The 25,630-nt window shown below is 63.6% G+C and carries 31 protein-coding genes and 1 tRNA gene; 11 read left to right on the top strand and 21 right to left on the bottom strand.

Features of this window, described 5'->3' with window-relative positions:
• Positions 1 to 110: 110 nt before the first annotated feature.
• Positions 111 to 1,016 carry a transcriptional regulator GcvA gene (gene gcvA / locus HGP13_RS02610; RefSeq protein WP_172221110.1) on the bottom strand — a complete coding sequence of 302 codons (906 nt, stop codon included), beginning with the start codon at positions 1,014 to 1,016 and terminating at the stop codon, positions 111 to 113.
• A 110-nt stretch (positions 1,017 to 1,126) separates the two neighbouring features.
• Between gcvA and HGP13_RS02605 the strand changes: the two genes are divergently transcribed.
• A complete protein-coding gene (locus HGP13_RS02605; protein WP_172221107.1) occupies positions 1,127 to 1,312 on the top strand; it encodes a hypothetical protein in 186 nt (61 codons plus the stop codon).
• Positions 1,313 to 1,376: 64 nt separating this feature from the next.
• On the opposite strand, the gene HGP13_RS02600 is transcribed toward HGP13_RS02605, so the two are convergent.
• Positions 1,377 to 2,336: a sugar-binding transcriptional regulator gene (locus HGP13_RS02600; protein WP_172221104.1), complete on the bottom strand. Its 960-nt coding sequence runs from the start codon at positions 2,334 to 2,336 to the stop codon at positions 1,377 to 1,379.
• A 245-nt stretch (positions 2,337 to 2,581) separates the two neighbouring features.
• Here HGP13_RS02600 and HGP13_RS02595 point away from each other — a divergent pair, with 245 nt between their 5' ends.
• Entirely contained in the window at positions 2,582 to 3,214 is a 633-nt protein-coding gene (locus HGP13_RS02595; protein ID WP_172221101.1) for an HAD family phosphatase, read from the top strand.
• Here the strand turns inward: HGP13_RS02595 and HGP13_RS02590 are convergent.
• From HGP13_RS02590 to ureC, 9 genes are all read right to left on the bottom strand, one after another.
• Entirely contained in the window at positions 3,211 to 3,978 is a 768-nt protein-coding gene (locus HGP13_RS02590) for a class II aldolase and adducin N-terminal domain-containing protein (RefSeq protein WP_172221098.1), read from the bottom strand. The two genes, HGP13_RS02595 and HGP13_RS02590, sit on opposite strands and share 4 nt — an antisense overlap.
• An 87-nt stretch (positions 3,979 to 4,065) precedes the next feature.
• Complete coding sequence (gene ureG, locus HGP13_RS02585) at positions 4,066 to 4,707, bottom strand: urease accessory protein UreG (protein WP_172221095.1); 642 nt, start codon at positions 4,705 to 4,707, stop codon at positions 4,066 to 4,068.
• Positions 4,704 to 5,144 carry a DUF3995 domain-containing protein gene (locus tag HGP13_RS02580; protein ID WP_172221091.1) on the bottom strand — a complete coding sequence of 147 codons (441 nt, stop codon included), beginning with the start codon at positions 5,142 to 5,144 and terminating at the stop codon, positions 4,704 to 4,706. Before HGP13_RS02580 ends, ureG begins: the two co-directional genes overlap by 4 nt.
• A complete protein-coding gene (locus HGP13_RS02575) occupies positions 5,141 to 5,812 on the bottom strand; it encodes an urease accessory protein UreF (RefSeq protein WP_172221088.1) in 672 nt (223 codons plus the stop codon). The genes HGP13_RS02580 and HGP13_RS02575 overlap by 4 nt, the downstream gene beginning before the upstream one ends.
• Complete coding sequence (locus HGP13_RS02570) at positions 5,805 to 6,425, bottom strand: urease accessory protein UreE (protein WP_172221085.1); 621 nt, start codon at positions 6,423 to 6,425, stop codon at positions 5,805 to 5,807. The genes HGP13_RS02575 and HGP13_RS02570 overlap by 8 nt, the downstream gene beginning before the upstream one ends.
• Positions 6,422 to 7,027, bottom strand: coding sequence for a glutathione S-transferase family protein (locus HGP13_RS02565; protein WP_172221082.1), 606 nt, complete (start codon positions 7,025 to 7,027; stop codon positions 6,422 to 6,424). The genes HGP13_RS02570 and HGP13_RS02565 overlap by 4 nt, the downstream gene beginning before the upstream one ends.
• A gap of 44 nt (positions 7,028 to 7,071) precedes the next feature.
• The gene (locus tag HGP13_RS02560; protein WP_172221079.1) at positions 7,072 to 7,611 is read right to left on the bottom strand and encodes a hypothetical protein; all 540 of its coding nucleotides are present in this window, start codon (positions 7,609 to 7,611) and stop codon (positions 7,072 to 7,074) included.
• Between the two features lie 56 nt (positions 7,612 to 7,667).
• Positions 7,668 to 8,162, bottom strand: coding sequence for a DUF29 domain-containing protein (locus HGP13_RS02555; RefSeq protein WP_172221075.1), 495 nt, complete (start codon positions 8,160 to 8,162; stop codon positions 7,668 to 7,670).
• Positions 8,163 to 8,223: 61 nt separating this feature from the next.
• Positions 8,224 to 9,939, bottom strand: coding sequence for an urease subunit alpha (gene ureC, locus HGP13_RS02550; protein WP_172234593.1), 1,716 nt, complete (start codon positions 9,937 to 9,939; stop codon positions 8,224 to 8,226).
• Positions 9,940 to 10,097: 158 nt separating this feature from the next.
• On the opposite strand from ureC, the gene HGP13_RS02545 reads away from it, so the two are divergent.
• Positions 10,098 to 10,475 (top strand): hypothetical protein, encoded by a 378-nt coding sequence (locus tag HGP13_RS02545; RefSeq protein WP_172221072.1) that lies wholly within the window; start codon positions 10,098 to 10,100, stop codon positions 10,473 to 10,475.
• A 74-nt stretch (positions 10,476 to 10,549) separates the two neighbouring features.
• On the opposite strand, the gene HGP13_RS02540 is transcribed toward HGP13_RS02545, so the two are convergent.
• From HGP13_RS02540 to HGP13_RS02520, 5 genes are read right to left on the bottom strand one after another with little or no spacing between them, the layout of a single operon-like run.
• The gene (locus HGP13_RS02540) at positions 10,550 to 10,855 is read right to left on the bottom strand and encodes an urease subunit beta (protein WP_172221068.1); all 306 of its coding nucleotides are present in this window, start codon (positions 10,853 to 10,855) and stop codon (positions 10,550 to 10,552) included.
• A gap of 4 nt (positions 10,856 to 10,859) precedes the next feature.
• Positions 10,860 to 11,447: a HupE/UreJ family protein gene (locus HGP13_RS02535; RefSeq protein ID WP_172221065.1), complete on the bottom strand. Its 588-nt coding sequence runs from the start codon at positions 11,445 to 11,447 to the stop codon at positions 10,860 to 10,862.
• Between the two features lie 34 nt (positions 11,448 to 11,481).
• The gene (locus HGP13_RS02530; RefSeq protein ID WP_172221062.1) at positions 11,482 to 11,736 is read right to left on the bottom strand and encodes a DUF1272 domain-containing protein; all 255 of its coding nucleotides are present in this window, start codon (positions 11,734 to 11,736) and stop codon (positions 11,482 to 11,484) included.
• A gap of 10 nt (positions 11,737 to 11,746) precedes the next feature.
• Positions 11,747 to 12,049: an urease subunit gamma gene (locus HGP13_RS02525; protein WP_172221059.1), complete on the bottom strand. Its 303-nt coding sequence runs from the start codon at positions 12,047 to 12,049 to the stop codon at positions 11,747 to 11,749.
• A gap of 28 nt (positions 12,050 to 12,077) precedes the next feature.
• Entirely contained in the window at positions 12,078 to 12,920 is an 843-nt protein-coding gene (locus HGP13_RS02520; RefSeq protein WP_172221055.1) for an urease accessory protein UreD, read from the bottom strand.
• 202 nt (positions 12,921 to 13,122) lie between these two features.
• On the opposite strand from HGP13_RS02520, the gene HGP13_RS02515 reads away from it, so the two are divergent.
• The 3 genes from HGP13_RS02515 (at position 13,123) to HGP13_RS02505 (ending at position 15,498) form a co-directional block, all read left to right on the top strand.
• Positions 13,123 to 13,377, top strand: coding sequence for an acyl carrier protein (locus tag HGP13_RS02515; RefSeq protein WP_010912831.1), 255 nt, complete (start codon positions 13,123 to 13,125; stop codon positions 13,375 to 13,377).
• Positions 13,378 to 13,381: 4 nt separating this feature from the next.
• The gene (locus tag HGP13_RS02510) at positions 13,382 to 14,590 is read left to right on the top strand and encodes a beta-ketoacyl-[acyl-carrier-protein] synthase family protein (protein WP_172221052.1); all 1,209 of its coding nucleotides are present in this window, start codon (positions 13,382 to 13,384) and stop codon (positions 14,588 to 14,590) included.
• Positions 14,591 to 14,793: 203 nt separating this feature from the next.
• Positions 14,794 to 15,498, top strand: a complete 705-nt coding sequence (locus tag HGP13_RS02505) for a glutathione S-transferase N-terminal domain-containing protein (protein WP_172221049.1) — start codon at positions 14,794 to 14,796, stop codon at positions 15,496 to 15,498.
• Positions 15,499 to 15,548: 50 nt separating this feature from the next.
• Here HGP13_RS02505 and HGP13_RS02500 read toward each other — a convergent pair whose 3' ends face one another.
• From HGP13_RS02500 to HGP13_RS02490, 3 genes are all read right to left on the bottom strand, one after another.
• Positions 15,549 to 15,857 (bottom strand): hypothetical protein, encoded by a 309-nt coding sequence (locus HGP13_RS02500; protein WP_172221046.1) that lies wholly within the window; start codon positions 15,855 to 15,857, stop codon positions 15,549 to 15,551.
• Positions 15,858 to 15,950: 93 nt separating this feature from the next.
• On the bottom strand, positions 15,951 to 16,562 hold the full coding sequence (locus tag HGP13_RS02495) for a nucleoside triphosphate hydrolase (protein ID WP_172221043.1): 612 nt from the start codon (positions 16,560 to 16,562) through the stop codon (positions 15,951 to 15,953).
• A 96-nt stretch (positions 16,563 to 16,658) separates the two neighbouring features.
• Complete coding sequence (locus tag HGP13_RS02490; RefSeq protein ID WP_172221040.1) at positions 16,659 to 17,759, bottom strand: hypothetical protein; 1,101 nt, start codon at positions 17,757 to 17,759, stop codon at positions 16,659 to 16,661.
• A 241-nt stretch (positions 17,760 to 18,000) separates the two neighbouring features.
• On the opposite strand from HGP13_RS02490, the gene HGP13_RS02485 reads away from it, so the two are divergent.
• From HGP13_RS02485 to HGP13_RS02475, 3 genes are all read left to right on the top strand, one after another.
• Positions 18,001 to 18,894, top strand: a complete 894-nt coding sequence (locus HGP13_RS02485; protein ID WP_172221037.1) for a D-alanyl-D-alanine carboxypeptidase family protein — start codon at positions 18,001 to 18,003, stop codon at positions 18,892 to 18,894.
• A gap of 321 nt (positions 18,895 to 19,215) precedes the next feature.
• Entirely contained in the window at positions 19,216 to 20,145 is a 930-nt protein-coding gene (locus tag HGP13_RS02480) for a DUF1003 domain-containing protein (RefSeq protein WP_172221034.1), read from the top strand.
• A 352-nt stretch (positions 20,146 to 20,497) separates the two neighbouring features.
• Positions 20,498 to 20,574: transfer RNA gene (locus tag HGP13_RS02475), tRNA-Arg, on the top strand.
• A gap of 220 nt (positions 20,575 to 20,794) precedes the next feature.
• On the opposite strand, the gene HGP13_RS02470 is transcribed toward HGP13_RS02475, so the two are convergent.
• Both HGP13_RS02470 and HGP13_RS02465 read right to left on the bottom strand, forming a co-directional pair.
• A complete protein-coding gene (locus HGP13_RS02470; protein ID WP_172221031.1) occupies positions 20,795 to 21,163 on the bottom strand; it encodes a zinc ribbon domain-containing protein YjdM in 369 nt (122 codons plus the stop codon).
• A 116-nt stretch (positions 21,164 to 21,279) separates the two neighbouring features.
• A complete protein-coding gene (locus tag HGP13_RS02465; RefSeq protein ID WP_172221029.1) occupies positions 21,280 to 22,383 on the bottom strand; it encodes a LacI family DNA-binding transcriptional regulator in 1,104 nt (367 codons plus the stop codon).
• A 602-nt stretch (positions 22,384 to 22,985) separates the two neighbouring features.
• Here HGP13_RS02465 and HGP13_RS02460 point away from each other — a divergent pair.
• Positions 22,986 to 23,948 (top strand): sugar-binding protein, encoded by a 963-nt coding sequence (locus HGP13_RS02460; protein ID WP_172221027.1) that lies wholly within the window; start codon positions 22,986 to 22,988, stop codon positions 23,946 to 23,948.
• A 115-nt stretch (positions 23,949 to 24,063) separates the two neighbouring features.
• Positions 24,064 to 25,602, top strand: coding sequence for a sugar ABC transporter ATP-binding protein (locus tag HGP13_RS02455; protein ID WP_172234592.1), 1,539 nt, complete (start codon positions 24,064 to 24,066; stop codon positions 25,600 to 25,602).
• The last annotated feature ends 28 nt before the right edge of the window (positions 25,603 to 25,630 follow it).

Here is a 25,630-nt window from a genome sequence, read left to right as displayed (position 1 = left end):
GGCGCGCGAGGGACTCACGAAAACTCGGGGCGGCAAGCCGCGCCCCCGTGCCGAATTTCAGGCGACGGGACAGGAAGACATGGAGGCCTGAAGCGGCTGCGCTGCGCCTGTCAGCAGGCGATCTCGGCCAGCAGCCAGTCGCGGAAGGCGCGGATCTTCGGCACGTTGCGGCGCGCTTCGGGATAGACCAGCCAGTAGGCATGGCCGTCGTCGCCGACCAGGTCGAACGGTTGGATCAGGCGACCTTCGGCGAGCTCCGCCTTGAACAGCGCCCTGGTCAGGATCGCCACGCCGTGACCGGCAATGGCCGCATTGGCCTCGTAGGCCTGCGCGCCCATGCTGCTGCCGGGCCGCGTGGCAAGGTCGTGCGCGTGCACACCTGCCGTCTCGAACCATTGCGTCCACCAGACGTCGCCCGGATCGAGGATCGGCAGCCGCAACAGGTCGGCCGGCTCCTTGACGCCGCCGATGCTTGCCGCCAGCTTCGGGCTCAGCATCGGCGTGAAATCGGCGTCGAGCAGCTTGTGGGCTTCCAGGCCCGGCCATTTGCCGCCGCCCGAGCGGATGGCGAGGTCGATATCCTCGCGGGCGAAATCCGTCAGCCGGCTCGACGTCTCCAACCGCACGGCAAGCGCGGGATGAGCCATCTGGAACGAGCCCAGATGATGCGCCAGCCAGTTCGAGGCAAAGGTGAGTACCGTGGTGACGCACAACAGCCCGTCCGCGCCGCCGCGCGCCGCGGCATAGGCCTGGCCAAGAATGGCAAAGGCCTCGCTGACGGCGGGCGCGAGGCGCTGTCCGGCTTCGGTCAACTCGATCTGCCGCGGCCGGCGCAGGAACAGCGGTGAACCGACGCGCTCCTCCAGCACCTTGATCTGATAGCTGACCGCAGCTTGTGTCATGCCGAGTTCCACGGCGGCCTTGGTGAAGGAAAGCTGCCGCGCCACCGCTTCGAACACCCGAATCGCCTGCAGCGGCGGGAGTTGCGAAAGCTGTGGCGAGCTCAGATCGGGCATAAGGCCTCCTTATGGGTCCTTATCGACGTTCGATTGGCAAAGCTGCCCGGCAAGACCGACATTCAGTGTCAGCCCGTCATTCGGGTTCAGGATAGCGAAGGTTCACGATCATGACCATGGCGCAACAAAAATGCACTCCCGCTCCCGATCACCGCTGGATTTCGTGGCTCACTGACGGATTCGGCTGGTTCGCGACCAGAAAAAAGGCGCATCTCGACATCAGGGACCTGTCGCCGCATTTGCAGCGCGACGTCGGTTTCCTCGATGGCAACGACCCCTTTGGCAGGCATAGATAGGATTGTTGGCTTTATCGAAAAGCAGTTGCGGTACCGTGACGGCTCGCAAGCGCAGCGGCGCCGGTCAGATGGCGGCCAAAAGGGCCGCGGCCGTCCGCTCATCGGTGATGAGCCCGTTGATCAGCCGCCGGTTGGCCGCAGCCAGGATACCCGGCAGCTTGCGCTCGCCCATGGCGAGCGCAATGACAAGTGATTTTTCGCGTGACGGCAACGACGCCGATGACACCCGGTCGTTGGTGATCCCCTCGATCATGCGGCCTTCCCTGTCGAACACCCAGCCGACGATTTCGGCGACGCCGCCAGCCTTCTGCAGCGCCTTCAACTCGCTTTCGGAAATGAAGCCATCCTCGTAGAGCGGTGCCCTGGGACCGAGATCGCCAATGCCGATGAAGGTGACGTCGGCCTCCGCCGCCAGCGCCAGCGTCGGCTGGATCATCGGCTGGTTGAGCAGCATCTCGCGCTCCTCCGGCGACGAGGCGATGACCGGCAGCGGCATCGGGAAGGAGCGCGCCTTGACCCGGTCGGCCATGGTGAAGATGACGTTGTAGAAGGCGGCCGAACCATCAGGCGAAATGTTGCCGGTCAAGGAGACCACCTTGTGCTGCGGGCATTCCATCGGCGGCAATTGTTCGATCGCCGCCTTCAACGTACGCCCGGTGCCGATGCCCATGACGATCGGCGTCGGCGAGCGCAGCCGCCGCTCGATCTCGGCGGCCGCAGCCTCGGCGATGCCGATGGTGGTGGAGGATGAATTCGGATCGCTCGGCACCACCTCGACCAGGTCGAGCGCGAAGCGTGATCTCAGCCGGGCCGCGAGATCAAGGCAGTTGGCGATCGGATGGTCGACACGAACCTTGATCAAGCCTTCCGACACCGCCAGCGAGACTAGTCGCTGCGCCGTCTGCCGCGAAATGCCGAGCGTGGCAGCGATCTGGTCCTGTGTGTTGCCGGCAACATAATAAAGCCAGCCGGCGCGCGCCGCGTCGTCCAGCCTGTTGCTGCCGCCGTCCTGCCGGGTATTCACGTCCTGCCTCCCAAGGCCGCCGTTCATCGAGGCGGTCCGCTCCTAGTTTCGCAGGGAACGGCGGTCTGCGCAATTGTCAATATAAAGGGCAATTGTTCGCAACTGCGAGACCGGTATTGTCCCGCCATCAGTCTCCGGCTGGAGAAAGCAAGGCGGCTTCGGTTCCAGTCGCAGCCACCTTCTGTGATCCCGACGGTTTATCTCCTGGCGCAAACCCTTTAAGGGATCGAAAAAAGGAGCGCTGCATGACACCGAAGGCGGTTTTCTGGGACATGGACGGCACGCTGGTCGACAGCGAGCCGCTCCACGAGGCGGCCCTGGTGGCGGCGATGCGCAATGTCGGTCTCAAGCCGCCTGCCGACCTGCATGAGCGCGTGCTCGGCGTCGCCGCCTGGCCGGTCTATGAAATGATGCGCGACGAATTCGGCTTGGACCTGCCCTTCGACGATTGGATCATGCGCAAATACGAGCACTATCTGCCGCTGATCGAGGGCCTAAAGCCGCGCCCTGGCGCCATCGAGGTCTTCAACGAATTACGAGCGCTTGGCGTACAGCAGGCGGTGGTCTCCAATTCGGACCGGATGATCGTCGACGCCAATCTGCGCATGGTCGGCCTCTTCTATCCCGGCATGAAGACGATCAGCCGCAACGACGTGCGCGATGGAAAACCGCACGCAGAGCCTTTCCTGCGCGCCGCCTATCTGGCCGATGTCGATCCCGCGTACGCGGTCGCGGTCGACGACAGCTGGCCGGGCGCCATGGCGGGGCTGGCGGCAGGCATGAAGACGATCTTCTGGCCGGAAAAGCCGATGGAAGGACCGCCCGGCGCCGTCGTCATCAACAGCGCCGAGGAATTGCGCGCCGAACTCGGCCTTTAATTCCGGTAGACGGGTTCCTGCTCGTCGAGGATCGCCTTCAACTCGGCGAGATGACGTTCGGCCTGGCCGGGATAGTCGTCCATCTCGCTCGCCGCCTTCTCGGCGATCGCGTCGGACAGTGTGCGCAGCGGCCGGCCGGTCCACAGCGCCTTGATATAGGTCTCGGCGGCTCGCTCGAAATAGAACATGCGGTTGAAGGCATCGGCGACCGTGTCGCCGATGACCATCACACCGTGATTGCCCATCACCATGACCTTGACCTTGGGATCGGTCAGAAGCTGCGAGCAACGCTCGCCTTCTTCCTCGAAGGCCAGCCCGCCATAATGGGCGTCGACGACATGGCGGTTGAAGAACATCGCCGAATTCTGGTCGATCGGCGGCAGCGTCGAGTCGGCGAGCGAGGCCAGCACCGTGGCGTGGATGGAGTGCACATGCATGGCGCAGCGCGCATGCGGCACGTTGCGGTGGATGGCGCCGTGCAGGCCCCAGGCGGTCGGATCGGGCGCGTTGGGGCCGGTCAGCGTTTCGGGATCGTTGGCGTCAATCAGCAGCAGGTCGCTCGCCTTGATGCGCGAAAAATGCACCTGGTTGGGATTCATCAGGAATTTGGTGCCGTCCTCGTTGACCGACAGCGAGAAATGATTGGCCACCGCCTCATGCATGTTGAGCCGCGCCGTCCAGCGGAAGGCCGCGGCGAGATCGACGCGCTCTTCATAGTAGGGCAGGTTGGTCAGCGTTTCTTTCTGCAGGCGGGCAATGCTCATGGAAAATCCTCCGGTTTTGGCGAGAATGCCGCGACCGACGGCTGCCCGCAACGGGTTTTGGTTGGTGCAGGGAGAGCTTCTTGTCTGTCAGGCTGCGGTACTGGTGGCAGCCGCGGTCCTCAGCCCGCCATGCTCGACGATGAAATCGATGACCTCCTGCAACCCCTTGCCACGTGAAAGGTCGGTGAAGCCGAACGGCCGCTTGCCGCGCATGCGGCCGGCGTCGCTCTCCATCACGTCAAGGTTGACGTTCACATAGGGCGCCAGGTCGCTCTTGTTGATGATCAGGAAATCGGAGCGGGTGATCGCCGGTCCGCCCTTGCGCGGGATCTCCTCGCCCTGGCAGACCGAGATGACATAGAGCGTCAGGTCCGCAAGGTCCGGCGAGAAGGTGGCGGCCAGGTTGTCGCCACCGGATTCGATGAAGATGATGTCAAGATCGGGGAATTTCCGGTTGAGTTCGGCGATCGCCTGCAGATTGATCGAGGCGTCTTCGCGGATGGCGGTATGCGGGCAGCCGCCGGTCTCGACGCCGACGATGCGGTCCTCCGGCAGCGCCTGCAGCCGGGCCAGCATCATGGCGTCTTCCCTGGTGTAGATATCGTTGGTGACGACCGCGATCGAGAATTCGTCGCGCAGCGCCTTGCAGAGTTTTTCGGTGAGCGTCGTCTTGCCGGAACCGACAGGGCCGCCAATACCGATGCGAAGAGGGCCGTTGGCTTGGGTCATGTCGGGAACTCCATGATGGCGAGGATGGCGAAGCCGAGCCCGATCAACAGGCAGAGCGGCGAATAATAGCTGGTATCGAGCCGCGCGAAAGGCTGCTCGGGCGCCAGCCGCCGCCACCACGGCGTGAAGCCGGCTATGCCGCGCCCCAGGAACACCAGCCCGATGAGCAGCGCGGTGGCGGCAAGGCCTTCCCTGGGGAAGGGCGAGGCAAAGAAGCCGATGAGCGCCAGCGGCCAGAGCGTCGCCAGGCCGAGACAGGCGGCAATGGCGAAGCTGGCGAACGGCGTCGGCATTTCATCGACGCCGCGAAAACCGACAACAGCGTGGGCGCAGGACGCCGCATCCCTGCCCGGCCAGATGCCGCCAATGCCCCAATAGACATGCAGGGCGGTGATCAGCAGCAGGACGAAGGATAGGCCAAAGGCGAGGACGATCATGAGCGGAACAGCCGCGAATACTGGGTTTCGTGCTTCATCGCCATGACGTCGGAGACGAAGGCACAGCCGCCGAGATCGTCCAGTGTCGAACGGGACGCGCGGGCGGCGGTCGCCAGAGCCAGCGGCTCGAAGCCGGCCAGAAGTGTGGTGGCCTCGCTCTGGCCGACGACACCGAGCCTGATCGTCGCCTGGACGAGATTGGAGAAGAAGGTTTGCAGGAAGGCGGCCAGCGCATCCTGCAGCGCAATGCCATTGCCACCGGCAATGGCGCCGACAGCGATGCAATAGGGGCATTCGGCCGGCAAGCGCTCCAGCACGGGATTGGGCCAGGCGGCGGCAGCCTTGAGGAAGGCTGAACCTTGCAGCATGGTCTCGGTGTGGCGCTCGCGTGAGCCGGCGAGCGCCTCGGCCAGTGCGGCGACGACGTCGAGATCGCCGGCGTGACGTGCGCAGCGCCAGCTCTCGGCAAAGAGCACCGCATCGTTCCAACCTGAACCCATTTCAACCAGCGTCTCCAACCAGCCGGCAAGGCTGGCGGCATCGGCCACCAACCCATCATGCACCGCGCGCTCCAGGCCGTGGCTATAGGCAAAGCCGCCGACCGGGAAGGCCGGCGACAGCCACGCCATCAGCCGCAGCAGGGCGATGTTCGAAGGCTGGTCAGTCATGATCGTGGTGATGGCCGGCGTGCGAATGGCTGTGAGCGTGGGAATGCGATTCGCTGTGCGAATGGGAATGTGCCTCACCATGGCTATGCGCGTGCGCCTCGGCATGGCTGTGATCGTGGCCATGGTCATGACCATGGCCGCCGCCATGCCCGGAATAGGCGCCGCGAACCGGCTTGAACGGTTCGGAGACCTCGCGCACCGTGGCGCCAAGCCCCTCCAGCATCGCCTTGATGACGTGATCGCGCAGGATGACGATGCGATCCGCCTCGATGCCTGCCGCGAGATGACGGTTGCCGATATGCCAGGCAAGCTCGGTCAGATGTACGCCGTCACGGGCGCGGATGTCATAGACCTCCTCCGGCGCCGCAAGGATCTCGACATGACGGCCATCCTCCAGCACCAGTCGGTCGCCATCGTTCAGGGCAACGGGTTCGGGCAGGTCGACCAGCACCTTGCTGCCGTCGGCAAGTTCGATGGCACGGCGGCGCAGATGCCGCTCGTCATGAGGGAGAACCGCTTGGCCGGAGGGCGCCGTTTTTCCGGCATTGCCGGCGGGCAGTACGGAGACGGCGCGCGGGAATTTGGTGAAGTCGGTGTTGAGGTTGAGCTTCATTTCATGGAGCCTCCGTTGGCTTGTGCCCGCGCACGGGCGGGCCGCGCCAGCACGCGGTCGAGATAGGCGTTGACGCGGTCGGACTCGATCGGAAATTTTCCGGCGCGGGCCCAACTGCCCATGTCGCCGAGCAACACGTCGACGGCGGAAAATCGCTCGCCGAGCGCAAAATTTTTGTCGCCAAGCCGGCGGTCCAGCGCCTTGGCTTCCGAAGCAAAATCATAGGCCGCCGCGGGGCCGACATCGACCCGCACTTCCCTGGGCAGCAGGAAGCGGTGGCGCAATTTGTTCCACAGCGGCGCCTCGAACTCGCTCTGGGCAAAATGCATCCAGGAATCCATCTCGGCACGGCCGGCGACACCTGGATTGGCGCCCATGCCTTTGTCCGCGTGCTTGTCGGCCAGATAGACGCAGATCGCCGCCGAATCCGTCACCGTCAGCTCGCCGTCGATAAGGATCGGCACCTTACCCGACGGATTGAGCGCATAGGCTTCCGGCGAGCGCAGTTTGACCTCGACGAATTCATAGGGCTGCCCGAGTTCCTCGAGCATCCAGAGAACGCGGCTGACCCGGGACCCCCGCGATCCGATGGCCTTGTACATGGTAAAATCCTGCCTTTCCCTCGACTCTAGACCATCCGCTGTAGTCATACGATCGTGTCGAAGAGCCGCAGGATGAACGATATCTGATAGATCAGCGTGCCGGCGACGAAGGCGATGTGAAACCGGCGGTTGCGCACCAGGATGGCGGCAATGCACAGCGCGACGAAGACCGGGGTGCGAAACAGATATTCGTTGCCATAGCGGGCAAAGTGCTCGGGCCCCTTCAGCAGCGTGTCGACCACGTCGAGCAGATAGGTCGTCGCCAGGAGGCCGAAAAACCAGGCGCGGCGCGAATAGAAGAAATCCTCGTAGCTGGTGTAGTCCAGCATCGAATCCGGAAACAGCAGCGCACAGAGCAGGAACAGCGTGATCGCGTAGAAGATGAGGAATAGATACTTGCCGAAGGTCCAGGTCTCGATGGCGTAGAGGCCGAACTCCCACCACCAGAAATGCACCAGCAGCAACAGCATGGAGCCGACCCAGGCCAGATGCACGGAATAGAGCCGGTACTGGCCGGGATGCTGGACGATGCGGGCGAGCCCCGATAGCAGGCGGGTGACGCCAAGCCCGATCACCATGCCCATGACGATGCGGATATGTGGGAAGATGTCGTGGGGGAGGCTATTTCGCTGGCCATGCCCTAGTCGCGAATGAGTTGATCCGGCAACCAAGGCGCGCCAGGGAAAAATTCCTGATTGAGCACGTCGGCAATTTGATAAGGACAATCGACGGGGAAATTCCTTTCGGGCATACCCGTTTCGTCAATCGCTTTCAGTCGGGCAAACTCGAATTCGCCAGAAAGCTGCGTTCCCGGATAGGTCTTGAGGCTTGGACTTTCGTCGATCAGCTTCTTGATCTGATACCGCTGCTCTCGAATGGTGAGCAACCAACCTGCCTTGCGTCGTTCCGCCTGGAATTGCCACTTCAGCAGATGCAAAAGCAGCGTGCCAAGTCTGTTCGCAATCTCCCTCTTGTCACTCCGCCCCAAACTCTCGATCTCCTCGGCAAGATTCTCGCGATCGAGGTCGGAAAGACGACCTTCGCGCAATAGCGCGCCCTGTTCGGCGCACCACTGAGCATAGTCTGTCTCAATGGGTGTAGACTTATGTCGCCGCTGTATCTGGATCTTGTTCATGGTCGCATAATGCGCCGTTTTCGATCCCAAGCCAATCGTTACCCGCCAATCACTATTCGCATCAAAACAGAAAATACCGCTGCGCCATCGGCAGCACCGTCGCCGGCTGACAGGTCAGCAATTCGCCGTCGGCGCGGACTTCGTAGGTCTCGGGATCGACCTCGACATGCGGCGTGGCGTCGTTGAGCACCATCGAATGTTTGCCGATGCCGCCGCGCGTGTTCTCGACCGCCACGAACTGCTTGTCGACACCAAGCCTCCCGTGCAAGCCGGACTCGAGTGCTGCCTTCGAAACGAAAGTCACCGACGAGTTGGTCCTGGCCTTGCCATAGGCGCCGAACATCGGCCGGTAATGCATGGGCTGCGGCGTCGGGATCGAGGCGTTGGGGTCGCCCATCGGGGCGGCGGCGATCATGCCGCCGATCAGCACCATATCCGGTTTCACACCGAAGAAGGCCGGATTCCACAGCACCAGGTCGGCGCGTTTGCCGACCGCGATCGAGCCGATATCCTTCGACAGCCCATGCGCGATGGCCGGGTTGATGGTGTATTTGGCGATGTAGCGGCGGACGCGGAAATTGTCGTTGTTGCCGGTTTCCTGCGGCAGCGAACCGCGCTGGCGCTTCATCTTGTCGGCGGTCTGCCAGGTGCGGATCGCCACTTCACCGACACGGCCCATGGCCTGGCTGTCCGACGAGATGATCGAGAAGGCGCCGATGTCGTGCAGGATGTCTTCCGCCGCGATTGTCTCCTTGCGGATGCGACTTTCGGCAAAGGCGATGTCCTCGGGGATCGACGGCGACAGATGGTGGCAGACCATCAGCATGTCGAGATGCTCGGCGAGCGTATTGACGGTGTAGGGTCGCGTTGGATTGGTTGACGACGGGATGACGTTGGGCAAGCCGCAGACCTTGATGATATCGGGCGCATGGCCGCCGCCGGCGCCCTCAGTGTGGAATGCGTGGATGGTGCGGCCCTTGATCGCCGCCACCGTGTTTTCGACAAAGCCCGATTCGTTCAGGGTGTCGGTGTGGATCATCACCTGGACGTCGTACTCGTCGGCGACCGACAGGCAGCAGTCGATGGCCGCCGGCGTCGTGCCCCAATCCTCATGCAGCTTCAGCGAACAGGCGCCGCCCAGCACCATTTCCTCCAGCGCCGCCGGCAACGACGCATTGCCCTTGCCCGACAGGCCGATATTCATCGGAAAGGCGTCGAAGGACTGGATCATGCGCGCCATATGCCAAGGTCCCGGCGTGCAGGTGGTGGCCAGCGTGCCATGCGCAGGGCCGGTGCCGCCGCCGAGCATGGTGGTGATGCCGCTCATCAGCGCTTCCTCGATCTGCTGCGGGCAGATGAAGTGAATATGCGCGTCGAAGCCGCCGGCGGTCAGGATCTTGCCCTCGCCGGCGATGATTTCGGTGCCCGGGCCGATGATGATGGTGACACCGTCTTGCATGTCCGGATTGCCGGCCTTGCCGATCGCGGCGATGCGGCCGTCCCTGAGGCCGATATCGGCCTTGAAGATACCGGCGCTGGCGTCGACCACCAGGGCGTTGGTGATGACGGTATCGACCGCGCCCTGGGCGCGGGAAACCTGGCTCTGGCCCATGCCGTCGCGGATCACCTTGCCGCCGCCGAATTTCACTTCTTCACCGTGAATGGTGAGGTCCTTTTCAACCTCGATGAAGAGTTCGGTGTCGGCCAGCCTGACCTTGTCGCCGACGGTCGGGCCGTACATCTGGGCGTAGGCGGCGCGGGTGATTCTGGCCATCAGCGATTGCTCCCGGAATGCGGTGTGATTGAGCTGCACATTGCCGCCATCCAATGGTCACGCAATGACCCGCTGGGCGACACCTTCTGATCCGATTTGGCGGTTGAGGTTGACAGGTCACCCCAAAACCACAGTTTGCCAAATCGATGGAAGGAAAATCCATGCGCAAAACGATAGTTCTTGCAGCCGCTGCCAGCCTGATGCTGGCCGGTGCCGCCAGTGCCCAGCAGCAACCTGCTCCGGCCACGCCTGCCCCCGCTCCGGCCACGCGCGCCCCCGGCGGTCAGCAGGCCGCGCCGGCGATCCAGAGCGTCAACATTGTCGACATCACCGAGCTGCCAAAGGACACCCAGACGCAGGTCAATCAGGTGATCGCCCAGCGCGGCGATCAAGGCCTGCAGAAACTGCGCAGCTCGATCGACGCCACCCCCAAGGTGAAGTCCGCCCTCGAGGCCAAGGGAATGACCTCGGCGCAAGTGGTCGCGGCCAGTATGGAGCCCAATGGCGCGCTGACCTTGATCACCAAGAAGGCCAGCTGACGAAGCGGGGCGGCGGGCCGGTATCCGGTCCGCCGGCCGCATCGAAGGGTCGCAAGCGGTCGACGCCACCGGTCTCACAGCTTGCCCATCACCTTCTGCTGGAATCCATAGACCTCGCGCTTGCCGCCAAGCGGCACCAGCGTGACGTCGCGTTCCTGTCCGGGCTCGAAGCGCATGGCGGTGCCGGCGGCGATGTCGAGGCGCATGCCGCGCGCCTGTTCGCGGTCGAACTTCAGCCCCTCATTGGTTTCGTAGAAATGGTAGTGGCTGCCGACCTGGATCGGCCGGTCGCCACTGTTTGCGACTTTCAGCGTGACGGTCGGCAGGCCGTTGTTGAGCTCGATGTCGCCTTGAACGGGGATGATTTCGCCGGGGATCATCTGATCACACGACGCCGAAGGCGAGGCCGACGCCGATCGCCGCGCAGGCCGCGCCCGCGACACGGGCCAGACCACGGAACCTGAGACCGAGGCTCAGGCCGGCGGCGATGCCGGTGGCATGAAGCAGCGCGGTGGCGACGGCAAAGCCGGCCATGTACTCGAACCCGCCGGCGTTTTCCGGCACTTCGGTGCCATGGGCATGGCCGTGGAACAGCGCGAACAGGCCGATAATGGCGACACCGGCCAAGATGGGCAGGTCGATGGCCAGCGCCATCAGCAGGCCAAGCGCCACGACGGAGGCCAGTATGCCAGGCTCGACGAAGAGCACCGGCACATGCGCCATGCCGAGGGCCGCGCCGCCAAGCATGACGCCGACAAAGGCTGCCGGCCACGCCCAGATCGCCCTGCCGCCCTTGAGGGCAGCCAACAACCCGACCGCGATCATCACGGTCATATGATCGAGGCCGGACAAGGGATGCATGAAGCCGGCCGTGAAGGACGACGTCGTACCGATACCGACATGGGCGTAGGCGGGCATGGCCGCGGCCAGAAACAGGATCGCCGAGAGGGACAGTCGTTTGGCAGGGATCATTTCTATTTGCCTTCCGTTTCCAGTGTCACGGTATTCACGCGGCCTTGCGCGGGCCGCAGCCCTCGGCCTTGAGGACGCGCTTGGTCGAAGCCGGATATTTCTTCAGCATCGCGGCGGGACGGATCGGCCGGCCCGAAAAATTGCCGCCGCAATTGGGGCAGACGCCGTCCAGCACATGTTCCACGCAATCGGCACAGAAAGTGCACTCGAAGGTGCAGATCAGCGCATCCGCCGCCTCCGGCGGCAGGTCCTTGTCGCAGCACTCGCAGTTCGGGCGCAGGTCAAGCATCCCGGTCTCCTCATCTGATGGGCTCGTGCACGGTCACCAGTTTGGTGCCGTCGGGGAAGGTGGCTTCCACCTGCACGTCATGGATCATTTCGGCGATGCCCTCCATCACCTGCCCGCGGGTGACGACATGAGCGCCGGCCTCCATCAGTTCGGCCACCGGGCGGCCGTCGCGGGCGCCTTCGACGACGAAATCGGTGATCAGCGCGATCGCTTCCGGATGGTTGAGCTTGACGCCGCGCTCCAGCCGCTTGCGTGCCACGATCGCCGCCATGGCGATCAGCAGCTTGTCTTTTTCCCTCGGTGTCAGGTTCATGCGGTTTCCAAAGATGAGGCAGACAGAATCACAGTGACCATAATTTGGGCAGTCCCGCCCTTCCGTTGAGCAATCCGACGAGCGGAACCAGCCGCTGGCGCATTTGGTAGCCGTCCTCGGCGTAAAGCCTCGCAAGAAGCTTGCCAGATGCCTTCACGCTCCAGGCGCTGGCGCCGCCCTGGTCGCCGACGATTTTCCGGACCGGGTCGAGCAAAGCCTCGGCCCGCGGCGACACCAGCAGCAGCGTTGCCACCGCGATTGCGCCGTCGGCCGCCGCCGGACGGGCCAGGGTCGCGGCGATATCTGGGCCGATGCGGAAATCCTCGGCATGGATGAGCAAACCATCCTGGCGAACACGCCAGCGGTCGTGAAAAGTGCCCTGCGCGGCATGTTCGCCCATGGCCAGGCGACCGAAGACGGTGGCCTCCAGCACCAGCGCCTCGGCCCCCGCGGCAAGCTCGACATCCAATGTGCGGGCAAAGGCCGCCCGGTCGAAGACGATGGTTTCCTGCGGCAGCCAGGCGATGCGGCCGTTTTCGCCGACGCTCAGCCTGACCCGCACCTGGGCATGGTCAGATGCGGCGCGGTAGACCTTCTCGCAGGCCTGGGTGGTTATCGACGCCGAGGCTTCTGCGCCGACATCCACTTCCCAGCCGATGCGGTCGCCGCCGGTCAATCCACCGGCGGTGTTGATCAGCACCGCCTCCAGCGGATCGGCCGAAACCGCCGGCAGCCTTATCTTGGCGGAGCCGTCCTGGTAGAGGCGCCGCAGCCGCGTGCGGCCGTCCACGCTGGCGCAGCCCAACTGCGCCAGACCCGCGGCGCGCTGGGCCAAAGGGGCCGAAAACTTGGTATATTCGATCGTATCCACGCCGTCAGGTTAAGCACTGTGGCGGTTTTGTCGATATATAGCTTGTTGCTTGATGGCGTTTCCGTTTCTATAGAGGGAGCCACCTCGGTACGGTCAGGCGATGCTTGGCGGGGGTAGAAGGCGACAATCGCGGCCTGATATCGAGGACAAGAAGGCGCTGTTCAGTTGGCGTCGGGTAACGACAAAGTGGGGAAGAGACCGAATGGCTGACCAACTGGCAACGGATATTATCGAGAAGATCAAGGCCCATGCCGAGCCGGGCGGTGAGGAAATCACCACCAGCACCGAATTGACGTCGCTAGGCATCCATTCGCTCGAGTTGACGGAGATCATTTTCGATCTCGAGGAGCAATATGGCATCGAGATCGAGATGAACACGGTCGATGCCTGGAGCAATCTGAAGAATGTTGGCGACATGGTCGAGGCCGTTCGCGCGCTGATCGCGAAAAAAGCCTGACCAAATGCTGAAACGCGTCGTCATCACCGGCCTTGGCGGGCTATGCGGACTCGGCACCAATGTGCCGGCTATCTGGGGTGAGATGCGCGCTGGCCGTTCGGCCATAGGCCCGATCGAAAATCATTCCCTGCACGATCTGAAGGTCAGGACCGGCTGCGAGGTCAAGGTGCTGCCCGATCACGGCATCGAGCGCAAGCAGCTGGTTTCGATGGACCGCTTCAGCCTGCTGGCGGTGATTGCGGCCCGGGAAGCCTTGCAGCAGTCCGGATTGGCCGCTCATGCCGACAACACCTATCGCATGGGCACCATTGTCGGCGTCGGCGTCTGCGGCTTCGAGACGGTCGAAGAGAATTATCGCGCCATCCTGGTAGAGGGCAAGAATCGCGCCGGCATCTTCACCGTGCCCCGGGTCATGCCGGGCGCCGCCGCCGGCCAGGTCAGCATGCACCTTGGCCTGCGTGGGCCGGTGTTCGGCGTCACTTCGGCCTGCTCGTCGGCCAACCACGCCATCGCTTCGGCTGTCGACCAGATCAGGCTCGGCCGTGCCGATGTCATGGTCGCCGGCGGCACCGATGCGCCGCTGGTCTGGGGTGTGCTCAAGGGCTGGGAGGCATTGCGCGTGCTGTCGCCGGACACCTGCCGGCCTTTCTCGGCCGACCGCCAGGGCCTGGTGCTCGGCGAAGGCGCCGGCATGGCGGTTCTGGAAAGCTACGATCACGCCATGGCGCGCGGCGCCACCATCCTCGCCGAAATCGCCGGCGCCGGCCTTTCGGCCGATGCCTCCGACATCGTCGCCCCGACCATTGAGGGACCGGAAGCTGCCATGCGCTTCTGCCTCGCCGATGCCGGGCTCAATCCCGAAGACGTTGATTATCTGAACGCCCACGGCACCGGCACCAAGGCCAACGACCAGATAGAGACCAACGCGATCAAGCGCGTCTTTGGCGAGCATGCGCGCGCGCTGTCGATCTCCTCGACCAAGTCGATGCATGCCCATTGCCTGGGTGCGTCGGGCGGGCTGGAGATGATCGCCTGCGTCATGGCCATCCGCGAAGGTGTCGTGCCGCCGACCGCGAATTACCGCGAGCCCGATCCCGATTGCGATCTCGACGTGACGCCCAATGTCGCGCGCGAGCGCAAGGTGCGCGCCGCGATCAGCAACGGTTTCGCCTTCGGCGGCACCAACGCGGTGCTGGCCTTCAAGGCAATTTGATCCCGGGCGGTCACCACCGCACCGGGCGGTTGCCACCTGCTCGGGCGGTCAGTCGCATCTCCCCCACGTTCGATTCGATTGACTGTCCGTGCATGGCGAAACTGTCGCCGCCATATTGATCACGTCGTGTCGTACGCCTAATTCTTGGCCGACCCGCCAACACTGCGCCGCTCGTCGCAAATCCCCCCGCCCAGGAGTTTTCAATGGCCGACCTGTCCGCCTTTCCGATCACCACCCGTTGGCCGGCCAAACATCCCGACCAGATCCAGCTCTATTCGGCAACGACGCCGAACGGCGTGAAGGTATCGATCGCCCTGGAAGAGATCGGCCTGCCCTATGAGCCGCATCTGATCAACATCGGCAAGGATGAAAGCTGGACGCCGGAGTTCCTGTCGCTCAACCCCAATGGCAAGATCCCGGCAATCATCGATCCCAACGGCCCGGACGGCAAGCCGATCGGCCTGTTCGAATCCGGCGCCATCCTGCTCTATCTCGCCGAAAAGACCGGCCTGCTCATGCCGGTGGATGCGGCGCGGCGCTACGAGACGATCCAGTGGGTTTTCTTCCAGATGGCGTCGGTCGGGCCGATGTTCGGCCAGGTCGGCTTCTTTCACAAATTCGCCGGCCGCGAGATCGCCGACAAACGGCCGTTGGAGCGCTATCGCGACGAATCGCGGCGGCTGCTCGGTGTGCTTGACCGCAGGCTCAAGGGCCGCAAATGGATCATGGACAATGACTACACCATCGCCGACATCTCGCTGCTCGGCTGGGTGCGCAATTTGATCGGCTTCTACGAAGCACGCGACCTCGTCGGTTTCGATGATTTCGCCAATGTCGCTGCATGGCTGGAGCGCGGCCTGGCCCGGCCGGCGGTGCAAAAGGGCCTGACCATTCCTGCAAGGGGTTGAAACGAGCCCGTTGATTGCCTTTGGCCGGGCGGACGGTGCAGGCCCTTTTGCTACTTCGCCTTGGCTTTCGAACCGCCCCTGCCGAGCACGGAAGCGGCCAGCGAGACGGCACCGCGCGCGGTTGCGACCACGGCGCCCGCGGCAATGTTCGCCGCCGTCCTAACGGCACCGGGCTTGGCCGGCGCCGGTCTGCGCGCGCTGGCGGTCTTTGCGGCCGGCACGACCTTTCTAGGTGCGGCCTTGCCGAAAGCGCCCTTGGCGTCTTTCGAGCGTTCGGCAATCGCTGGGCCAGCACCGGCTTTCGCCTGAGTTGCCTTCGCAGGCCTGGTCTTCGCGGGTTTTTTTGCCTTGGTTGCCATCGGAAAATCCCTTACGCCGAACAAACGGTTTCTCAGGCATAACGGCGGGAAACTCTTAAGGTTCCCGTCAGAAAATACCGAAAATTAAGCGTGTTAACCAATGACCAGGTCGGCGGCCCGGCGCCGGGCCAGCACGCGTTCGATATTGGGCATGTCGTTGGACGCGATCCAGGCGCGCGCATCCTCATCTGAACGGCCATGGCCGTGCCAGCGCTCCATCAAGCGGCGCTCGAGCTCATTGCGCGGCACGTCGACGAAGATCGAGAAATCGAACAGCGGCGCCAGCCGCGACCACGGCTCCTCGTCGAGCAGCAGGTAATTGCCTTCGACGAGGATGAACTTGGTCTCGGTGCCGACGATTGCCGCGGCGGCGCGCGACAGTTCCATGCCGCGGTCGAAGACGGGAATGGCGATGTCGGGTTCGCCGGCCCGGATGCGCTTCATCAGGGTTTCGAAGCCGGCAAAGTCGAAGGTTTCCGGCGCGCCCTTGCGCGCCCGCAGCCCGCGCGCGTCGAGCACGATGTCGTCATAGTGGAAGCCGTCCATTGGGACGACTTCCACCGCCCCTTCCGGCAAAAGGTCATGTAAGCCGGCCGACAATGTCGACTTCCCCGACCCCGGCGGCCCGGCAATGGCGACGATGAAGCGCTTTGCCTTGCCGGCGCGCTTGAAGATGGTGGCGGCGAGATGGGCGATTTCGGACATGGGAGCCTCACTTGCCCTGATGATAGGCACGATGTTTCCGCCGCATCTTGGCGGCAGTCGGTGGAAATTTCAAACCCCGCGCTGGCACAACCCCGCTTAGGCGGCAACAGGCTGACCAATGCGCAGGAACGCGCTGTCGAACGGCACATTTGATGTCGAGCCGCCGGCCGAGAGCCGCATTTGGCCGTCGGCGGTGATAATTTCCTGCGGCGGTTGGCCGCCGGACAGGGGCAGGGCGCCGATGACGTGGCGGAACGAAAAGCTGTGGCCTTCGCCGAGCGCAAAGGCGGTCGCCACGCCTTCGCGCTTCAGCCAGTTGTCGCCGATCGAGGCGGCATGGCCGACAGCGGCGCGTCCGTCCTCGATGCCGAGCACGCCGAGATGCCGGCCGCTCCAAGGCGCGTAGTCGCGCCCGCCATTGCTGAGCCACAGCATGGTGATGGGCAGCTCGGCCGGGTTTTTCAGCACCAGCACCAGGTCGTCCTCGGCCTGGCGCGCCAGTGTCGTCCAGCCCGGTCCGCCATGGTCGGCCTCGACCAGGGTGATGAAATCCTCGCGCCGATCACCCATGCGGTATTGCGTCAGGTCGGCCGTGCCGCCGGCGGCGGCGGGAAAATGGTTGAGGTCGGAGGATCGCGCCGGATAGGCCAGCATGAAGCGGCCGCGCGCCGGATCCGGCTCCAGCGGATCGTCCAGCGTTGCGGCAAATCGCTTCGGCGAAAAGGCCAGTCTGCCGCCACCTTTCATCACCGTCATCGGGTGATGGGCGACGGAAATCGCGCCGGACCCGCCGGAAAACACATGTTCCTGATAGAGGAAGGGATGGCCGTCGATGAGCGTAAAGATCTTGTCGACGCTGGCGCCCATGACCTTGTGCCGCAGCCGGAAGACCGCGCGCCATCCGCCCTCCGTCGCGCCGCTCTCGGTGACGTCCCAGGCGCTGTTGGCGGTCCAGCCATGCAGCGGCGCCTCCTCGACGTCGCTGCGCGAAAACGGCGCGCACAGGAAATCGCCGGAGAGCCGCACCGTGCCTTGCGGCAGGTCCGGAGGCAGCGTCTCGCCGGCATCGACCCAGGGGGCGCGGTGCAGCGGCTTCAGCTGGCGTCCGCCACTCTCGACGGTCATGTCGGCGATATGGCCGACGGTGAGGTCGAGCGAAACCGAAATGCCCCGGGCCTTGATCGTGCTGATGGTCATTGCGTTCTCACCGATTCTAAAGGCGCAAACAGAAGCCTTTCGGCGGGGATTGCGCAAGCACCGCAACCGGCATTTTGCATCAGGTCTTGGTTCCTCGCCCCGCTTCGTGAGGCGAGGAACCCAAATCCCGCGAAGGCTCGACAATCCTGGGTCTGTCAGCCATTAACCAAATGGACGCATCAAGCGCGTTACGTTAGCTTCGCCTCATCTCAGCAACAGCATCGCCAGAACAGTCCTGCCCTTGTCCAACCTGCGTCCCTTTCCGCTCCTCCAGAGAATTTTCGTCGCCCTCGGCCTGTTGCTGCTGGTCGCCGGCTGCTCGACCACGACCCCGCCGGACCAAGTGCTGGCCGTGCCGGCGCCGCCGCAAAAGTATGCGGCCATCGTCGTCGACGCCAAGACCGGCAAGCAGATGTTCGAGGTCAACTCGACGGCGCAGCGCTATCCGGCGTCGCTGACCAAGATGATGACGCTCTACCGCCTGTTCGAGGCGATGGAGTCCGGCCGCGTCACCAAGGAAACGCAGATCCCGGTCTCCGACCATGCCGCCTCCCAGCCGCCGACCAAGATGCGCTTCCGCCGCGGCGAAACGATCGATGTCGATTCCGCCATCCGCGCCATCGTCGTCAAGTCGGCCAATGACGTGGCGGTGGCGGTCGGCGAATATCTCGGCGGCTCGGAGGACCAGTTCGCCGCCATGATGACCTCCAAGGCGCGCTCGCTCGGCATGTCCAGCACCACCTTCCGCAACGCATCCGGCCTGCCCGACGACAGCCAGATGACGACGGCGCGCGACATGGCGGTGCTCGGCATGGCGCTGCGCCAGCGCTTTCCCCAGCATTTCCACTATTTCTCCGAAAGCGACTTCATGTTCCGCGGCAAGCTCGTGCGCGGCCACAACGACATGCTCGGCCGCGTGCGCGGCGTCGACGGCATCAAGACCGGCTATATCAGGGCTTCCGGCTTCAACATCGTCACCTCCTACAATGCCGACGGCCGCCAGCTGATCGTGGTGGTTATGGGCGCCGACTCCGCCCGCCAGCGCAACGACCATGTCGAGGCGCTGATCCAGCGCAGCCTGTCGCCGACCATGGATGGCACCAAGACCAGGCTGATGTTCGCCGAACAGCAGTAGTCCTGCGGCCTGAGCCAACAAAGGTGGGCAGCCGGCTATTGTTTCATGACTGTCACGCAATTGTCCGGAAGCCATGGCATAGGCTGCGAAAACCGACGATGGCTATGCGCCGCCCCGTTGGCGTATCGTCTGCCTGCGACAGGCAGAAGGCCCAAGGTGTGTTGAGATTCAGGTCAGGCCGAGCCGAAAACGATGGCTTTCGAGTACCGGAGCGGAGCGTACTTTTCGTACGTGAGCACCGGAAGCGCAGAAAGCCGTCGTTTGCAGGCCGGCCTCACCTGAATATCATCACACCTTAGCGCCACAGCAGGAGCCCGCACCATGAGCACTGTCCCCAAAACGCCAGAGCAGAAGGCGGCGGACAATGAGAACGACAGCGGCGGCGAATATTTCGAGGCGCCGACCACTGAAGAAGACCTGCACGAGGTTTCGGACGAGCATTTCGACACGCCCGAAGTGCCGGACTCCGAACCATCGGGCCCCGGCGCATCGCGGATAAAGCCGAGGAAAAAACCGTCGGCGATCTCGGGCCGCAAATTCCGCAAGCGCGACCTCGTGCGCATCGACACGCTGCGCCCGAGCCTCGCCGACCGCATTCACGCCGACCACCCGGACCTGCCCAGGGGCGCCCGCATCAGCCGCGAGGAGCTCGGCCGCTACCGCATGCGCTACATGGAGGAGCTGCTGCAGCAGGAGCACGGCGAATTCTCCGAGCTCGACCGCCAGGTGGTGGAATCGATCGCCAGGCAGGACACGATTTCCGAAAACTCGGAAGAGGAGTTCGAGGAGCACCGGACGTTCCCCGACCGCGTCTCCGACAACATGGCTGCCTTCGGCGGCAGCTGGTGGTTCCTGATCTCCTTTGCCAGCGTGCTTTTGGTCTGGATCGGCATCAACCTGTTCGAGGGCTTGAATGGCGCCTTCGACCCCTATCCCTTCATCCTGCTCAACCTCCTGCTCTCCTGCATCGCCGCCATCCAGGCGCCGATCATCATGATGAGCCAGAAGCGCCAGGAGGTGAAAGACCGCTTGCGCTCCTTCAACGAATACCGCGTCAACCTCAAGGCCGAGCTCGAAGTGCGCCATCTCCACGAAAAACTCGACTACCTCATCTCGCGCCAGTGGACGCGGCTGGCGGAGATGCAGCAGATGCAGCTCGAGGCCATGCAGGAGCTGGCAGGCGCCAAGAAGGTGAAGCGGGCCGTGCGTGGCGCGAGAAGGCGGACGGTGAAGAGTGAGGCGGGGCAGTGACGCCTGAAGGGCAGGGAGCCCGCAAAAGACCGGAGGCGATCATGACAGCGATCTCGCGATCGGTTGCCCGGTGACGGCAATTATGCTATAAATTCGCCTATGGTGCTGATTTGCGCCAGCGACCCGCCGCGGAGGCGGGTTTTTCGTTTCAGGCGCCACCTTCTTCCCTCAGGCGCCTTGGCGTCCCGGAGTCTTCGAGGATCAAGGGTGGCATCAGCAATCCCGAAAACGCGTTAATCCGGGTTCACAGCCCTGCAGCCCGCCAATTGCCCGTTGAAGCCCGCGCCGGCTTCCGCTAAGAAGCCGTGACTTGCCGGTTCATCGGCTGGTTCGTTTTCCGGCCCGCCGGGAAGCACCCGTAGCTCAGCTGGATAGAGCGCTGCCCTCCGAAGGCAGAGGTCACAGGTTCGAATCCTGTCGGGTGCGCCAATAAAATCAGATCCCTTCCGGGCATGTGGGTTACGGTTTATACCGGAGACATGGGTAACACTTTTGGCCCGAAGGGGTTTTGGAGTGGTTCGAGCCTGCACGTCTCATCATCGAAACATCCCAAATCGTTGTCCATGAAGGAAGCCAGCCAGATTAGGTCCTCGACCTGCCCTGGTCCCGTGCTGACCGCGTTTACAGCATCGCGGCCAGCCGGTAACGCTCACCGCTTGCGCACGAACTCCGTGCGAAGGACGAGGCCCTTGATCGCCTCATGCCGGCAATCGATTTCATCCGGATTGTCGGTAAGCCGGATCGACTTGATCAGTGTCCCCTGCTTCAGCGTCTGACCGGCGCCCTTCACCTTGAGGTCCTTGATCAGGATCACCGAATCCCCGTTGGCAAGAACATTGCCGGCGGCATCGCGTGGCACAATGCGCCCCGCCTCGGCGGAGGCAGCGATCTCCGAGGCCGGACGCCATTCACCGGTGGCCTCATCGTAGATGTAGTCTTCGTTTTCGTCGGCCATGATCGCCTCTGTCGCTCGAGTTGGACACCTTCCGACCCGATGCGGCGGTCTGGCGCGAGCCATCTATATCAGGCGCGGCCTATTCTCAACCGTGGCTCCCGGGTCGATGCCGGCAACCGCGGACCGCAGGGGGTGCGCCGATGAGCACGCCGAGACCGACGGTCAGCCTTCTCGACCCGTCACGCTCCCGCCACCGCCCGCACACTCTCCCTTTCCACCAAGGGGCACTCCAGCTTAGTGATGGGATAACGCCCCTGCCCGGGCGCCGCCGGCGCTTCGAGCTGCTCGATCGCCCATTGGCCCATCGCCATATGCGGCAGGATCGAGGTCGTCAGCGGCGGGAACAGGTGCCGGGCGATTTCCTCGTCGTCATAGCCGACCACGGAAATGTCCTGGGGGATGTGCAGACCGGCTTCCTTCAGCGCTTCGTAGCAGCCGATCGCGGTGCGGTCGTTCTGGCAGAAGATCGCCGTCGGGCGGTCTTTTAGGGCCAACAACTTCACGGTCGCGGCATAGCCGGCACTGGCCGACCAGTCGCCCTCGACCACCAGGTCCGCGTCGAACGGGATGTCGGCGGTGGCAAGCGCGCGACGATAACCCTTCAGCCGGTCCTGTGCGGCCTGCATCCACGGCTCGCCGGTGATGGTGGCGATGCGGCGGTGGCCGTAGCTGATCAGATGCCGGGTCGAGCTCTGGCCGCCGGCGATCTCGGAAGGCACCACGGCCGGGAAGGCGTAGTCGGCCGTGTAGCAATTGAGCAGGATCACCGGAATGTCGAGGCTGTAGAGGAAATCGGGCGCCGTGATCTCGCGGGTGAAGATGGTCATGTAGATCAGCGCCGAAATGCCCCGCCGGGTCAGTGCCTGGATGGCGCGCGGCTCCATCACGGCGTCGCCCATGGTCTGCGCCACCAGCAGCACATTGCCGGCATTCCACGAAGCCTGGCGCGCGCCTTCGATGGCGACCACCGCCTCCGGGCTGGTCGCCAGCTGGTCGACGGCGAAGCCGATCACCCCGTCAAGCCCATCGAAGGCAGCAACAGGCTTGCGCAGCGCCGAGAAAGCCGGCGCGCTGTAGCCCAGCGTTCTTGCGGCCTCGATCACCCGTTCGCGGGTCTGCTGCGACAGCCGGATGCCTGGCGAATTGTTGAGGACGAAGGAAACGGTCGCCTGCGAACAGCCGGCGGCCCTGGCGATGTCGGTCATGGTGACCCGCCCCTTGGGCTTTGCCGGCGCCTTGCGGCGCTTCGCGATCTCGATGGCCGGATCCCTGGTCTCGCTCATTGCATCCGTGTCCCCAATCCCCAGCCTGTCTAGCGTCAGCCTGCCGGTCCGACAAGGCGGCGCGGCGGCGTCAATTTATAGGAATCGTGCTGCATTTATATTTATTAGTACACTGTTGATCCATCGGTCATGCGGCTCCGGGCATTCAGAAAGGCAGGAACAGAAAGGCTTTGACTGCCGCGCTGGCAAGGCAGCCCATCATTGGCAGATCGGTTGCGACGTCGCACCGATGTGTCCAGGCACGGGTCGGAACTAATACTATTTACTAATACAATGATGCGCTGTAACGTCAATCCGTCGCGTCCGGCCCGATGGATCCCGGGTGCGGCGGGAGTACTCGTGAATGGTCCGATGGTGAGCGGATATTGCCTCCGCAAGCCTTATAGCAGATATGTGATATGTCAGACAAATCGGACTATTTACGAATGAGGGATGAGTCTCTAAAGTCCGTGACCGTGGCAGGACGACGCCATTCTTTCAGTGCCGGGAACCCCTGAGGAGGAGGGGCGTCCAAGCCACAAACGGCAAATCCAGGTGAGCAAGGCAATTCTAGTGAGCAAGACCGGTCAGCCCGAAGGCTGGACCAAAACGGGAGGTTGAACATGAAATCCTTGATACGCAATGCATCCGTGGCCACCGCAGCTCTGCTGCTGGGCCTCACGGCGACGGCCATCGCGCGCGCCGACGACAAGCCGACGCTGGCCTTCGTCGTCAACGGCGCTTCCGATTTCTGGAAAGCGGCCGAAGCCGGCGTCAAGAAGGCGCAGACCGAACTGCCCGGCTACACGCTGGAACTCAAATATCCGGAACAATCCTCGGTCGCCATCCAGCAGCGGCTGATGGACGATCTGGTGACGGCCGGTGTCAAGGGCATCATGGTCTCGGCCGTTGACCCGAAGACCTCGACCGACGGCCTGAACAAGATCGCCTCGGAAACAGCGCTGTTCACCACCGACAGCGACGCCCCGCAGACCAAGCGTGTCGCCTATATCGGCTCGTCCAATGTCGATGCCGGCAAGCAGGCGGCCGAAATCGCCAAGAAGGCGATGCCCAATGGCGGCAAGTGCCTCGGCTTCGTCGGCCTGCTCGGCGCCGACAATGCCAAGGAGCGTATCCAGGGCATGAAGGATGGTCTGGCCGGCACCAAGATCGAACTCGTCGACGTGCGCGGCGACGACATCGACCAGGCCCGCGCCAAGAAGAATGTCGAGGACGCGCTGGTCGCCAGCCCTGACGTCACCTGCATGGTCGGCTTCTACTCCTACAACACGCCGCGCATCTATGAAGCGCTGCGCGATGCCGGCAAGCTCGGCGCGATCACGGTCGTCGGTTTCGATGACGATCCGATCACGCTGGGCGGCGTCAAGGAAGGCACCATTGCCGCTACCGTCGTACAGCAGCCCTTCGAATGGGCCTATCAGGGCATGAAGCTGATGGCCGCCTATCTCAAGGGCGACAAGTCGGGCATCCCGGCCGGCAACCTCATCATCATCCCGACCAAGATCATCGGCAAGGATGACGTCGACGCCTATGCCGCCAATCTGAAGGCAATGTCTGGAAACTAAGACCACAGGCAGTTCAGCCGGCTCAACTCTGCTTGAGCCGGCTGCGCGCATTGACGAAGCCTGCTGAGACCGTCAGTCTGCCGATGGTTCTGCTCGCCAATCGCTGTCAGGCATGATGAATTATTCCGACACATCCATCGCCACGACCACACCGTTCCTCAGCCTCGAGAACGTGCGCAAGACCTATCCGGGTGTTGTCGCGCTCGATGGTTTTTCGATGGAGGTGAGGCCGGGCGAGGTCATCGGCCTCGTCGGTGAGAACGGCGCCGGCAAGTCGACCTTGATGAAGATCCTCGGCGGCGTCACCACGCCGGACACCGGCACGATCACGGTCGACGGCACCGCCCATAAAGGCCTGAGCGTCGAAGGCAGCCTCGGATCCGGCATCGCCTTCGTCCACCAGGAACTCAATCTGTTCGATAATCTCGACGTCGCCGCCAACATCTTCTTTGGTCGCGAACCGCTGCGCGCCGGGCCGCTCAAGCTTGTCGACCGCACGAAGCTGCGGGAGATGGTGGCGCCGCTGTTGAAACGCGTTGGCGCCAATTTCACCGCCGACGCGCAGGTCGCCGACCTGTCGCTCGCCCAGCAGCAGATGGTCGAGATCGCCAAGGCGCTGTCGATCAAGGCAAGGCTGGTCATCCTCGACGAGCCGACATCCAGCCTGCCGCTCGCCGAGACCGACAAACTGCTCGACGTCATCAAGGCGCTGAAGGCCGACGGCATCAGCGTCATCTTCATCTCGCACCGCCTGCACGAGGTCGAGCGCGTCGCCGACCGCGTCGTCGTGCTGCGCGACGGCATGTTGGCCGGCACGCTGCAGAAGCGCGACATCGGCCATGACCAGATGGTCAAGCTGATGATCGGCCGCATGCTGAAGGAGCGCGAGAAGGCCTCCGAGTCCGCGCGGGCGCCGGGCGCCGTCGCCCTTGCGGCCAAGGCCATCCGCACCCCCACCTATCCCAGCCGGCCTGTTAGCCTCGATGTCAGGCGCGGCGAGATCCTCGGCCTTGCCGGCCTGGTCGGCTCCGGCCGCACCGAGCTGGCGCGTGTGTTCTTCGGCATCGACGGCAGCCTTGGCGGCACGCTCGAACTCGACGGCAAGACGCTTGTGCTGGGCTCGGCCGCCGACGCCGTCGCGCACGGCATTTTCCTGGTGCCGGAAGACCGCAAGCTGACCGGCATCCTGCTCGATTTGTCGATCGCCCAGAACATCTCGCTGCCCAATTTGCCGGCGCATGCCAAGCGTTCGCTGGTGTCAGCAAGTGCCGAAACGGCAACCGCCGAAAAGCAGAAAAAAGATCTCGGCATCAAGGCGCCCTCGGTGCAGACGCGCACCGGCACGCTATCGGGCGGCAACCAGCAGAAGGTCGTACTCGGCAAGTGGCTGGCCATGAACCCGAAGGTGATGATCCTAGACGAACCGACGCGCGGCATCGATATCGGCGCCAAGGCGGAAATCTACGGGCTGATGCGCGCGCTGGCCGACGCCGGCGTCGCCGTGCTGATGATCTCAAGCGACATGGAAGAGGTGATCGGCGTGTCCGACCGCATCGCCGTCATGCATGAGGGCCAGATCTCGGGCATTCTCGACAAGGACCAGTTCAGCCAGGAAAACGTGCTGCTGCTGGCGGTGGGCAAGCAGCCGAAATAATCTTTGCCACGGACCCCGCCGAAGCGCG

The sequence above is a fragment of the Mesorhizobium sp. NZP2077 genome, from assembly GCF_013170805.1.
Classification (GTDB): Bacteria; Pseudomonadota; Alphaproteobacteria; order Rhizobiales; family Rhizobiaceae; genus Mesorhizobium.
Note: the sequence above shows the minus strand (reverse complement) of the source record. Positions and strands in the feature narration are given on the sequence as shown.